The organism is Micromonospora sp. NPDC048935 (assembly GCF_043197875.1).
Classification (GTDB): domain Bacteria; phylum Actinomycetota; class Actinomycetes; order Mycobacteriales; family Micromonosporaceae; genus Micromonospora.
This window is the reverse complement of record NZ_JBICTZ010000007.1, coordinates 195652-207694: the sequence shown is the minus strand read 5'-3', so window position 1 is coordinate 207694 and position 12043 is coordinate 195652. Positions and strand designations below refer to the sequence as shown.

Here is a 12043-nt window from a genome sequence, read left to right as displayed (position 1 = left end):
TCCAGCCCAGGACCAGGGGACGTGGCGCGCCCGCACGGCCTGGACCACCGTGTCACGGGACGAACGTCACCTCGGGGAAGGACCGGCTCGGGCCGCCCAGCAGATGGCCGCCCCGGTGCCGAAGGTGCAGGTCGAAGAACGCCAGCGGGTACGCCTGCCCGATGCGGACCGCGCGGGAGGGGTCCAGAGTGCCGATCCAGCCGGCCAGTTCCTCGTCGCTCATCCCGACGACCCGTGCCAGTTGCGGCATCAGCCACTGGTTGTCGCCGTACGACGAGTGGATCGCCCCCGTGGCGTGGACGTCGAGCCGCCACCCGCGCAGGTGCGTGAAGAACTCGGCGACGGCGGGCTCCGCGGCCCGGGTGAGCTCCGCCGTCATCAGCATGAACGGCCGGTACAGGTCGGTGGTGGGCAGTGGCTGCGACAGCATCGGGCCGTCGATGCTCAGCCCCGCCCGGACCCGCTGGTCGATGCCCATGGTCAGGGCCGTCGCGGTGCCGCCCTTCGACCAACCGAACATGCCGATCCGACTCAGGTCGAGGGCGGCGCCCAGCCCCGCCGGCAGCGGCGCGTGGTCGACGTCGGGGTTGCGCCCCGCGGCGAGTTCGGCGATCTGGTCGAGGACGAACCGGGCGTCCTGGCTGTAGGTCCACGGGGTGGCGTCGTAGTTCTCGTCCGCAACGGTGACTCGGCCGTCGGGGAACTCGCCGAACCCGTCGTAGGTGTGGTCCACCGTGACCACCACGTACCCGTGGCTGGCGAGTTCCTGCACCACGATGGTGGTGTCCGAGCGGTGGCTGCCGGCACCGTGCGAGTAGACGACCACCGGCAGCCGCTGACCCGGGTGCCGCACCGGGGCGCCCTCGCGCCCAGCCGTCAGCGGCGACAGCACGGCGTCGGGGTCGAGCCCGGCGGACTCCAGCAGCATGCGCATCGATGAGGCGGTCATCCACGGGGCGCGGGGGTAGCGCTGCACGTCCCGGGCCGGATACCAGACGTTGACCATCAGCTCCCGGTGTCGCCCCGGCCCGGCCAGCGGATCCGGCCGCGACCGGTCGACCAGGTGCAGCGGCACCGTGCCCACCCGGTGCGGCCCGGTCGGCGGGGGCAGGGTGAGTCGGACGGGTCCCGAACCGGTCGTGGCCGCCACGGCGCGGCCGGCAGTGCCGGCAAGGCCGAGCGGCACGCTGACCCCGGCCGCCAGCGCGGCCCCGACAAGGCCACGACGCGTCATTCCTCGTCCACCGACACGTTGCACGGTTGGCATGGATCCTCCCTGGGGTTGCTCGACACCGGAACCGAGCCGCCCGGCCATCGATACACCCGCAGTATATATACCGAGTGTATAGATGCAACGACGCCGGCGCGCTCAGGTGGACCGAACCGTGCTGCCGTGCCCCCAGGGTTGCGCGGCGCCGTGCCCCCAGGGTTGCGCGGCGCCGTGCCCCCAGGGTTGATCGACTCGGTTTGCAGAAAGTCGCGGTGTCCAACCCGCGGCGACGCCCCGGTTTTCAGAAAACCGAGTCGATCACCGCGCCACCTCCGCCGCGGGCCGGTCGCGGGGCGTGGCACGGGGCGCGGCGTGGCGTGGGGCGGCGCGGCATGGGACGGGGCGGCGCAGGGCGGCGTGGGGCGGTGTGGGATGGCGCGGCGCGGCATGGGACGGGGTGGGGTGGCGCAGGGCGCAGGGCGCGTGGCGTAGGGCGCGTGGCGTGGCGCGGCGCGGGGGCGGCGTGGCGTGGGGCGGTGTGGGATGGGGCGGTGTGGGATGGGGCGGCGCGGCGTGGATCAGCCCAGGACCAGGCCGGGGTCGGGCTCCGGGTCGGGGGTTGGGCCGGGGATCTTGTATTCCTCGGTGAGGGTGGTCATGGGGCCGGGCCAGGTGGCCTGAGCCACCTCGATCGGCTTGCGGTGCGCGTCGTAGGCGACGTGCAGCAGGTGCAGCACCGGGGTGTCCGGCCGGATCTGGAGCGTCTCGGCCTCCTCCCGGCTGGGCTGGCGGGCGCTGATCGTGTCGGTGGCTGAGACGTACCGCCGGCCGGTGGCCTCCTCGGCCTCCTGGTAGAGGGGTCGGCCGAATGCCTCGGCGCGTTCCAGCGAGGTGTCCGTCGTGTCGCGCGGCAGGAACCAGGAGGCGCCGACCTCCACGGGGGAGTCGTCGGTGCGGACGAGGTGTCGGCGGCAGAGCAGGTCGGTGCCGTCGGGTACCCCGAACGCGTCGGCGACCTCGGCGGGGGCGGGGGCACGACCGACCGAGACGAGTTGCTGACGGTACCGGGCGGCGAGATCGGTGTGGTAGCCGCGGAAGCCGCCGTACCGGCCTCGGGAGAGGCGGTTGAGTCGGCGGCGGGTGCCCCGGACGAACGTACCGGAGCCAGGTTTGGTGATCAGGATGCCCTCGACCCGCAGTTGGTCGACGGCGCGTTGGACGGTTTGTTTGGCGACGCCGAACATCTCGGCGATGGCCGGGATGGACGGCAGTCGCTCGCCGGGCCCCCAGTCGCCGCGGCGGACCTGGGCCTTGAGCTGCGCGGCGATCTGTCGGTGCGGGAACTCGGCGGCCCCGGGGTTGATCTGCACACCCACCTCCTTGATCACATCTAGGTTCCTAGGATGCCGTAGAGGGTGTGACGGCGCCACCCTGGACACGCGAAAACGGGCCCCCGAACCAGAAAAGGTGGTCCGGGGGCCCGCAAAAAACCGAGGGCCCGCAGAAGACCGAGGGCCCGTGGGCAGGCGGTGCTACCAGGAACCGGCGGTGGGGCCGGCCGAACCGCCCCGGCGCCGTAGGTACTTCTCGAACTCCTGGGCGATCTCGTCACCGGTCAGCGGGGTGATCCCCTCGTCGCCGACCCGTTCCTCCAGCTCGCGGACGTATTCGCCCAGCTCGGCGTCCTGCTCGGCGGCGCTGCGCACCCGCTGCTCCCACTCGGCGGACTCCTCGGCCAGGTCGGCCATCGGCACCGGCAGGTCGACGACCTCCTCCACCCGGTGCAGCAGGGCGAGGGTGGCCTTCGGGCAGGGCGGGTTGTTGGCGTAGTGCGGCACGTGCACCCAGAACGAGACGGCGTCCACCTCGGCGCGGGAGCAGGCGTCGTGCAGCACGCCGACGATCCCGGTCGGCCCGTCGTAGCGGGTGGGGGTGAGCTGGTAGCGCTCTGCGGCCTGCGCGTCGGAGGCGCTGCCGCTGATCGGCAGCGGCCGGGTGTAGGGAACGTCGGCCAGCAACGCGCCGAGCAGCACCACCCGTTCCACCTCGAGACTGTGGCAGATCTCCAGCACCTGCTCGCAGAACGTCCGCCAGCGCATGCTCGGCTCGATGCCGCGGATCAGCACCACGTCGCGCTCGGTGCCCTCCGGGCTGGCCACCATGAACCGGGTCGTCGGCCATTCCACCCGGCGGGTCTCCCCGTCGGCCATGGTGATGGTGGGTCGGCTGACCTGGAAGTCGTAGAAGTCCTCCGGGTCCAACTCGGCGATCTGCCGGGCGTTCCAGACCTGCTCGAGGTGCTCGACCGCGGCGGTGGACGCGTCGGCGGCGTCGTTCCAGCCCTCGAACGCGGCGATGGCCACCGGGGACCGCAGCACCGGCAGTCCGTCGAACTCGGTCACGCCGTCACCTCACCCTGCTCGTCGCGGCCGGCGCCGGGGTGGCGCCCGGTCGTCATACCGTGGGGCACGGCGGCGTCCCTGTTGTCCTTCACGTCCGTCAGCCTACGTGCCAGCCGAGGGTACGGCCTGTCGGCCGCGCCGGTCGGACGCCCAGAGGCCCGGTCATACACGAATGAACCGGACAGGGTGATCCCGCTGACACAATTTGGGATCGGGCGCCGAGGGTCGCTGTGCGGAGGGGGTGCCGCACTAACCTGAACGGGTGCGGACTTCGTTGATGGATGTGCTGGCCGATCGGATCCTCATCGCCGACGGGGCGATGGGCACGATGTTGCATGCCGCGGACCTCACGCTCGACGACTTCGACGGGCTCGAAGGGTGCAACGAGATCCTCAATGTGACCCGTCCCGACGTGGTGCGGGGGGTGCACGACGCCTACCTGGCCGCCGGGGCGGACTGCGTGGAGACCAACACCTTCGGCGCCAACCTGGCCAACCTCGGCGAGTACGACATCCCGCACCGCATCCGGGAGCTGTCCGAGGCGGGCGCGCGCATCGCGCGGGAGGCCGCCGACGCGGCCAGCACCCCGCAGCGGCCGCGGTTCGTGCTCGGCTCGATCGGTCCGGGCACCAAGCTGCCGACCCTCGGGCATGCCGACTACGCGACCCTGCGCGACGCCTACCAGGAGAACGCCGCAGGTCTGATCGTCGGCGGTGCGGACGCGTTGATCATCGAGACCTCTCAGGACCTGTTGCAGGTCAAGGCGGCCGTGGTCGGGTCGAAGCGGGCGATGGCCGAGCTGGGCCAGTCGGTGCCGATCATCTGCCACGTGGCGATGGAGACCACCGGCACCATGCTGGTGGGCAGCGAGATCGGTGCGGCCCTGGCCGCCATCGAGCCGCTCGGGGTCGACCTGATCGGGCTCAACTGCTCGACCGGCCCGGCCGAGATGAGCGAGCACCTGCGCTACCTGTCGCAGCACTCCCGGCTCCCGCTGTCGGTGATGCCGAACGCCGGCCTGCCGGTGCTGACCGCCGACGGCGCGTACTTCCCGCTGACTCCCGTGGAGCTGGCCGAGGCCCTGGAGCGGTTCGTCACCGAGTACGGCGTGGGGCTGATCGGCGGCTGCTGCGGCACCACACCGGAGCACATCCGGGTGTTGTCCGAGCGGCTGCACGGCGTCACCGCCCCGGCGCGCGAGCCGCAGCACGAGGCGGGCGTCTCGTCGGTGTACCACCCGGTGCCGTTCGCCCAGGACGCGTCGGTGCTGATGGTGGGGGAGCGCACCAACGCCAACGGCTCGAAGGCGTTCCGGGAGGCGATGCTCGCCGGCGACTGGCGGGCCTGCGTGGAGATCGCCCGCAGCCAGGCACGGGACGGCTCGCACCTGCTCGACCTGTGCGTGGACTACGTCGGCCGCGACGGCACGCAGGACATGCGCGAGTTGGCCGGCCGGTTCGCCACCGCGTCGACCCTGCCGATCATGTTGGACTCCACCGAGCCGAACGTGGTGGAGGCCGGTCTGGAGATGCTCGGCGGTCGGTGCGTGGTCAACTCGGTGAACTTCGAGGACGGCGACGGTCCCAACTCCCGGTACGCGCGGGTGATGCCGATCGTGCGTGAGCACGGTGCCGCGGTGGTGGCGCTGCTCATCGACGAGGAGGGGCAGGCCCGTACCCAGGAGTGGAAGGTCCGGGTCGCGGCGCGGCTGATCGACGATCTGACCGGCCGGTGGGGCGTGGACCGGGCCGACATCCTGATCGACGCGCTGACCTTCCCGATCGCCACCGGGCAGGAGGAGACCCGCCGCGACGGCATCGAGACGATCGAGGCGATCCGGGAGATCAGCCGCCGCTATCCGGGCGTCAACTTCACCCTGGGCATCTCGAACATCTCCTTCGGGCTCAACCCGGCGGCCCGGCAGGTGCTCAACTCGGTGTTCCTGCACGAGTGCGTGCAGGCCGGTCTGACGTCGGCGATCGTGCACGCCAGCAAGATCCTGCCGATGTCGAAGATCCCGGACGAGCAGCGCGAGGTCGCCCTGGACCTGGTGTACGACCGGCGCCGCGAGGGGTACGACCCGGTGCAGCGCTTCCTGGAGCTGTTCGAGGGCGTCGACGTGACGAGTGCCCGCGCCAGCCGCGCGCAGGAGTTGGCGGCGTTGCCGCTCGACGAGCGGCTCAAGCGGCGGATCATCGACGGTGAGCGCAACGGCCTGGAGGCCGACCTGGACGAGGCGATGGCCGGCGGCCGGTCCCCGCTGTCGATCATCAATGACATCCTGCTGGACGGCATGAAGGTGGTCGGTGAGCTGTTCGGCTCCGGCCAGATGCAGTTGCCGTTCGTGCTCCAGTCCGCCGAGGTGATGAAGACCGCGGTGGCCTACCTGGAGCCGCACATGGAGGCCACGGAGGACGGCGGCAAGGGGCGCATCGTGCTCGCCACCGTGCGTGGCGACGTGCACGATATCGGCAAGAACCTGGTCGACATCATCCTGTCCAACAACGGCTACGAGGTGGTGAACATCGGCATCAAGCAGCCGATCAGCGCCATCCTGGACGCCGCCGAGCAGCACCGCGCCGACGCGATCGGCATGTCCGGGCTGTTGGTCAAGAGCACGGTCATCATGAAGGAGAACCTGGCCGAGATGGCCACGCGTGGGGTCGCGGAGCGCTGGCCCGTCCTGCTGGGTGGGGCGGCGCTGACCCGCGCGTACGTCGAGGACGACCTGCGGTCGATGTTCCCCGGGCAGGTGCACTACGCGCGGGACGCGTTCGAGGGTCTGTCCCTGATGGACAAGGTGATGACCGCCAAGCGGGGTGGCGCGCCGGTGATCGACCCGGAGCGGGAGGCGGCCCTGGCGGCGCGGCGGGCCCGCCGGGAACGCCAGCGGTCCATGGTGACCGAGTCCCTGCCGGAGCTGCACGACTCCTCGGTCCGCTCCAACGTGGCCGCGGACGTGGCGGTGCCCACCCCGCCGTTCTTCGGCACCCGGGTGGTCAAGGGCGTGCCGATGGCCGACTACGCGGCGTTGCTCGACGAGCGGGCCACCTTCCGCGGGCAGTGGGGGCTCAACGGCGCCCGCGGCGGCAACGGTCCGTCCTACGAGGAACTGGTCGAGACCGAAGGCCGGCCGCGTCTGCGGTACTGGTTGGACCGGCTGATCGCCGACCAGGTGCTGGAGGCAGCCGTGGTGTACGGCTACTTCCCCGCGTACTCCGAAGGCAATGACCTGGTGGTGCTCGACGAGAACGGGCACGCGGAGCGCGCCCGGTTCTCCTTCCCTCGCCAGCGGCAGGAGCGGCGGCTCTGCCTGGCGGACTTCTTCAGGCCCAAGGGCGACCAGCTCGATGTGGTCGCGCTGCAACTGGTCACCGTCGGTCAGCCGGTCAGCGAGTACGCGGCGAAGCTGTTCGCCCGCAACGAGTACCGCGACTACCTGGAGGTGCACGGCCTGTCCGTGCAGCTCACCGAGGCGCTCGCCGAGTACTGGCACCGGCGCATCCGCGCCGAGATGACCCTGCCCGACGGCCGTCCGCTGGGCCACGACGACCCGACGGACCTCGCCGGGATCCTGCGCAACGACTACCGGGGCTGCCGGTACGCGTTCGGCTACCCGGCCTGCCCCGACCTGGAGGACCGGGCGAAGATCGTGGACCTGCTCGGCTCGGAGCGGATCGGCGTGGAGTTGTCCGAGGAGTTCCAGTTGATGCCGGAGCAGGCCACCGACGCGATTGTGGTCCACCACCCGGAGGCGAGCTACTTCAACGCCAAGTAACGGGCCCAGGTGCCTTGTCGGTGCGGTGCACCACCCGGCCGGTGCCCACCCGTGCGGCAGCGGCACGGGCGACCAGCGCCGGGGACACGTCATCCGCCCCGAGACGGGCATTGTCTGGGGTTGCTCTCGGTGGTGCGGTCATGGGACTGCCGGGAGCAGGTCGTTGTCGCGGCCGGTCAGCGGCAGGCCGGCGGCGGTGGCGATGCGCTCGATCGCTTGCTCCAGGGTGGTGGTCTCGGGGAGGACAAGTTCGTCGGGCCAGCCGAGGATGTCGCGTGGGGTATACCAGCTGCGCAGGTTTTCCGGCGACACCTCCGCCGCCAAGGGACGCGTCTCGTGGCGGCGCAGGGTCTCGGGCAGTGACACGTCGAGGTAGACGAAGAGCGTTCGCCCGCGGTGTGCGTCGCGCAGCTCGGTGAGCATGCTCCGGTACCGGGTGGTGTGCATGATCCCTTCCAGGATCACGTGGTGGCCGTGGTCGAGGCAGAAACGAACGTTCTGGGCGATGAGTGCGGGTGCGAGGCCGCCGGGCTTGTCGCGTTCTCTGAGCAGGATCCGACGGATGTGGTCTTGGCCGACCATGGCGCAGCCGCGGCCGTGTCGGCGTCGCAACGCCGTGGCGATGGTGCTTTTCCCGGCGCTGGAGTTGCCGCGGATGCTGATGAGGATCGTCTCGGAGGTGCCGGTGGTGGCCGCGTGGTCCATGGCGGTTCTTCCTATCGCGAGGCGGGTAGGTGCTGTTGCGGGATGGGGTGGTCCTCGCTTGGGGTGGCGTCGTAGCCGGCGGCCTGGAGGGCGAACAGTTCGGCGTACCGGCCGCCGGTGGCGATGAGGTCGTCGTGGTTGCCGGCCTCGACGAGCCGGCCGTGGTGCAGGACGAAGATCCGGTCGGCGTGGCGGACGTTCGCGAGCCGGTGCGTGATGAGGATCGTGGTGGCCCGGCCTTTGCGGTCGCGGATGGCCTGGAAGAGGGCGTCCTCGGCGCGGGGGTCGAGCGCGGAGGAGGGCTCGTCCATGATGAGCAGTTCGGCGTCGCGCAGGAATCCGCGGGCGGCGGTGATGCGTTGCCACTGCCCGCCGGAGAGGTCCTGGCCTCGGGCGAAGGTGCGGTCGAGCAGTGTCTCGTACCCGTGGGGTAGTTCGGTGATCATGTCGTGGGCGACCGCGCGGGCGGCGGCGGCCTCGATGCGGTCTTGCTGGGCGTCGGTGTCGACGTTGCCGATGGCGATGTTCGTGGCCGCGGTGAAGGGCCACTTGTGGTATTCCTGCGTGACCACCGCGATCCGGGCTCGCAGCCCGTCGATGTCGCACTCCGACATGGGCCGGCCGTTCCATTCGATGGCGCCGTCGGTCGGGGTGCGGAGGGTGGCGATCATCGCGGCGAGGGTCGTCTTGCCCGAGCCGTTCTCCCCGACGAACGCGACGGTCTGCCCGGCGGTGATGGTCATGGTGACGTTGTCGACGGCGGGTGTGTCGCGGTCGGGGTAGCGCATGCTCACCCCGCTGACGGTCAGGTCCCGCAGCCGTTCGGGGCCGGTCGCGGCCACCGGTCCGCTGCTGCCCGGGAGGTAGGCGGCGGCGCGGGTCATGAACCCGGTGTAGTCGTTGAAGTGCTGACCCTCGGTGTAGACGCGGTCGATCTGGAAGGTGACGATGGCGAGGGAGCGCTGCGCGGACTGCACGGCGATCACGCACGTCGCCGCTGCGGCGAGGGGGATCTGCCCGTCGATCAGCAGCAGCCCGAGCAGGACGTACACCGCGGCGGTGGCTACTCCGCCGATCATCGCTCCGACCGAGGTGGTGGTGGTGACCCGCCGCGCCAGGACGAGCTGGATGTCGGTCTCGACCCGCATGACCCGGTCGTACTGGTCGAGCAGGAACCGGCGCAGCCCGTACGACCGCAACTCCGGCGCGGATGCCCGCTCGGCCATCAACCGCTGCAACAGCCACAGCCGGCGCCGGCGCACCGACCCGGCCGTGTACGTCTGATACCGCAGGTGCCCCGCCCGCAGCGCGGCCCACCCGTTCGGCACCGTCGCCACCAACAACGCCACCAGCAGCAGCGGGTGGATCACCACGACGGCGACGGCCACCGCGAGCACACCGGCCAGCCCGGCGAGCAGGTTCATCGAGGACTGCACCAGGCCGATCGCGGATTCGGTGCCTCGGGAGGCGCGTTCCATGTCGTCGGCGAACGCGTCGGCGTCGAACGCCTCCAGCCGCACCTGCGTGGACACCTCGAACAGGCCCCGCTCCACCTCGCGGCTCACCTGCGGCGTCAACGCGTTCTGCGCGTACCCCGTGGCGATGCCCATCCCCGCACGCAGCGCGACCGCCACCGCCAGCACGACCAGTGCGGGCAACGCCGCCCGGACCTTGTCCGCGGTCGGCCCGCCGGCGAACAACTCCACCAACACCCGCTGTGTGGCCAACAGGCCGAAGGCCGCCATCACCCCGGCGCCGACCGTCGCTACCGCCACCACGCCCGTGCGGAGTCGGTCTGCGCGCCAACTGACGCCCAGAGCGGTCCAGACGAGCCGGGGGAGTTCCGCGAAGACGGTGAACACGCCCGCTTCCGCCCGGGCCCGCACTCCCGTCTCCCACCAGGTGGCCCGTAGCTCCGGCAAGACCGACTCCGGTCGCGCGGTGCCCGGCTGGCCCGCTGTACTGGGGCTCTGGGCGGTGGTCGTCTGAGTCATCGACAAACCTCCTCAAAGTTGTGCAAATGGATGAAAGCGGGACGTGTGTGAATCGGGCCGGTCGCCCGAGGGCGACCTCCCGCAGATCGGATTTCCAGCAGAGGGCGATGGGTCGAATCGTGGATGCGGTTGGCCCGTGTAGGGCCGGGGCTCAGGTGACCGGCAGCCCGTTCTCCAGGTACCTGGTGAACCCGTGGCCGCGTGCTTCCCGGGCCGCGGCGATGCGTCGGGCCAGCAGCGCCGGCAGGCGTTCATGGGCCGCCGGCTGGTAGGGCGACTCGTCGGCCTCGACGCACCCACCGGGGATCTCCCACGAGGCCGTGTATGCCGGCTCGACGAGCAGCACTCGACCGCGGGGATCGGTCAGGAACACCCCTGCGGCCATCCGCTTGCGAGGTAGATCGGCGGTGAAGTCACGGCGTTCGGCGGGCATAAGTCGACCGTAGGACGCCTGCCGTCCGACACGCCCGCCGCGCCGTGTCACGACATTGTCGGCAGATTCCGCTGCCGACTCCGACAAGACTGCGACATCGTCGGCCGCGCGTGACCTCTGTCGGCGGCCGACGCAGCCGCTAGGCTGCCCGGCTGTCGACCAAACCCCGTCCGACCCCCGACAGGCTCAGTAAGCGACCCAGAATTTGTCGGAGGCGGCGGATACGGTCTGCCCGCACCGTGACCGCATCTCGGCACCGCCAGGGGGTGGCAAACCATGGCCGACGACGAGATCACGACGGCACGGCGCGCACTCGGCCGTCAGCTCGCACAGTTGCGCAAGCGAGCCAACCTCACCCAGCAGGGCCTCGCCCGGCTCGTGCAGTACGGCCGCAGTTCCGTCGCCAACACCGAGACCGGCCGCCAACACCCCGAGCGCGAGTTCTGGGCGCGGTGCGACAGCGCCCTGCACACCGACGGTGCCCTGACCCAGGAATACGACCGCCTCACCAAGCGAGTCCAGCGCCACCAACCACAGCCACCGTCGGTCCCGTCGGCGAAGAACCCGCACCGGCCGAAGCCGATCGCCAGCACCGATTCCGCCGAGGACGGATCAGCTCTCTGGGAAGACGAGAACAGCATCAACGCCCGACGGGCCGCGCTGAAGTCCTGCAACGACGAAGACGCCCGACTCAGCTACCTCGAAGACGAGATCCGACAGGCGATCGCCGACGACGAACGCCTTCCGCCAGCAGTTCGCCTGGCGCGCCTGCGGCCGTTGCGTACCTGTGTGGATGAGCTCATGGCCGGGCAGCAGCATCCACCGCAACGCGCCCGGCTCTACACCCTCGCTGTCCACCTGTCCGGCCTGCTCGGTGCCCTCGCCCTGGACCTGGGCGCGACCCGCGTCGCGCACGCCTACGCCGCCGAAGCCTTCGACCTCGCCGAAGCCGCGCAGCAACCTGAGGTCCGGGCAACACTTGTCGCACTACGCCGAAAACACCACGCCTTGTCAGTGGATGACCAGGGCCACAGCTCCCGTGCGCGTTGATCCGGCGCGGTTCGATGGTGCCGGGTCAGCACAGAGCCCGGTGCCCTCGCCGGGCATCTGCACGACGGGAGCGACGAGACGTTACCTTGGCCAACTCGATCGCGTCGCTCTTCGCCCCAGCCCTTGGCCGGGAGCACCGGAGCACGCCCGACGGCACGCCGGAGGTCATCGCGTTCGCGGACAAGCCGGAGAAGGTCTGCGTCGACACCGTCGAGGGCGGGCAGCTGACAACGGATCTGGCCCCGCTGATCTCGCGGGACGCGCCGTGGCTGACCACGGACGAGTTCATGACCACCCTGGACGAGAATTTCGCCAGGTCCTGAGCACGGGCAGAAGCGGGGTGGGGCCCCCCCCGCCGGGGGGGCCCCCCCCCCCGGGGGGGGGGCCCCCCCCCCGATGGTCATGCTTAGCGGACACGGGGGGCGGGCCGTAGGGGGTTTGTCAAAATAAAACTGTGGTGAGTCTTAAACC

At 70.8% G+C, this 12043-nt stretch carries 8 protein-coding genes and 1 pseudogene; 3 read left to right on the top strand and 6 right to left on the bottom strand.

The features are described from left to right. Positions 1–52 precede the first annotated feature (52 nt). The 3 genes from ACGFIW_RS20625 to ACGFIW_RS20615 all read right to left on the bottom strand — a co-directional run bounded on the left by ACGFIW_RS20625 (position 53) and on the right by ACGFIW_RS20615 (position 3612). Positions 53–1234, bottom strand: coding sequence for an alpha/beta hydrolase family protein (locus ACGFIW_RS20625; RefSeq protein ID WP_393317909.1), 1182 nt, complete (start codon positions 1232–1234; stop codon positions 53–55). 554 nt (positions 1235–1788) lie between these two features. Further along, positions 1789–2580, bottom strand: coding sequence for a GntR family transcriptional regulator (locus ACGFIW_RS20620; RefSeq protein WP_393318514.1), 792 nt, complete (start codon positions 2578–2580; stop codon positions 1789–1791). A gap of 162 nt (positions 2581–2742) precedes the next feature. Continuing rightward, positions 2743–3612: a PAC2 family protein gene (locus tag ACGFIW_RS20615; RefSeq protein WP_357558847.1), complete on the bottom strand. Its 870-nt coding sequence runs from the start codon at positions 3610–3612 to the stop codon at positions 2743–2745. A 277-nt stretch (positions 3613–3889) separates the two neighbouring features. Here ACGFIW_RS20615 and metH point away from each other — a divergent pair, with 277 nt between their 5' ends. Next, complete coding sequence (gene metH / locus ACGFIW_RS20610; RefSeq protein ID WP_393318511.1) at positions 3890–7390, top strand: methionine synthase; 3501 nt, start codon at positions 3890–3892, stop codon at positions 7388–7390. Positions 7391–7528: 138 nt separating this feature from the next. Here the strand turns inward: metH and ACGFIW_RS20605 are convergent, their stop codons facing one another. From ACGFIW_RS20605 to ACGFIW_RS20595, 3 genes are all read right to left on the bottom strand, one after another. Beyond that, positions 7529–8095, bottom strand: a complete 567-nt coding sequence (locus ACGFIW_RS20605; protein WP_393317906.1) for a kinase — start codon at positions 8093–8095, stop codon at positions 7529–7531. Between the two features lie 11 nt (positions 8096–8106). Then, complete coding sequence (locus ACGFIW_RS20600; RefSeq protein ID WP_393317903.1) at positions 8107–10089, bottom strand: ABC transporter ATP-binding protein; 1983 nt, start codon at positions 10087–10089, stop codon at positions 8107–8109. A gap of 151 nt (positions 10090–10240) precedes the next feature. Continuing rightward, positions 10241–10522 carry an NUDIX domain-containing protein gene (locus tag ACGFIW_RS20595; RefSeq protein WP_393317900.1) on the bottom strand — a complete coding sequence of 94 codons (282 nt, stop codon included), beginning with the start codon at positions 10520–10522 and terminating at the stop codon, positions 10241–10243. A 276-nt stretch (positions 10523–10798) separates the two neighbouring features. On the opposite strand from ACGFIW_RS20595, the gene ACGFIW_RS20590 reads away from it, so the two are divergent. Together ACGFIW_RS20590 and ACGFIW_RS20585 are read left to right on the top strand one after the other, a co-directional pair. Continuing rightward, complete coding sequence (locus ACGFIW_RS20590) at positions 10799–11572, top strand: helix-turn-helix domain-containing protein (protein WP_393317897.1); 774 nt, start codon at positions 10799–10801, stop codon at positions 11570–11572. A 68-nt stretch (positions 11573–11640) separates the two neighbouring features. Then, positions 11641–11895, top strand: a pseudogene (locus ACGFIW_RS20585) (NADP-dependent isocitrate dehydrogenase); the annotation flags it as partial. Positions 11896–12043: the final 148 nt, after the last annotated feature.

What these genes read in the sequence shown, in the direction of transcription:
- ACGFIW_RS20590 (WP_393317897.1), top strand. Translation starts at nt 10,799, where the DNA reads ATGGCCGACGACGAGATCACGACGGCACGGCGCGCACTCGGCCGTCAG.
- metH (WP_393318511.1), top strand. Translation starts at nt 3,890, where the DNA reads ATGGATGTGCTGGCCGATCGGATCCTCATCGCCGACGGGGCGATGGGC.
- ACGFIW_RS20600 (WP_393317903.1), bottom strand. Translation starts at nt 10,089, where the DNA reads ATGACTCAGACGACCACCGCCCAGAGCCCCAGTACAGCGGGCCAGCCG.
- ACGFIW_RS20625 (WP_393317909.1), bottom strand. Translation starts at nt 1,234, where the DNA reads ATGACGCGTCGTGGCCTTGTCGGGGCCGCGCTGGCGGCCGGGGTCAGC.
- ACGFIW_RS20605 (WP_393317906.1), bottom strand. Translation starts at nt 8,095, where the DNA reads ATGGACCACGCGGCCACCACCGGCACCTCCGAGACGATCCTCATCAGC.
- ACGFIW_RS20595 (WP_393317900.1), bottom strand. Translation starts at nt 10,522, where the DNA reads ATGCCCGCCGAACGCCGTGACTTCACCGCCGATCTACCTCGCAAGCGG.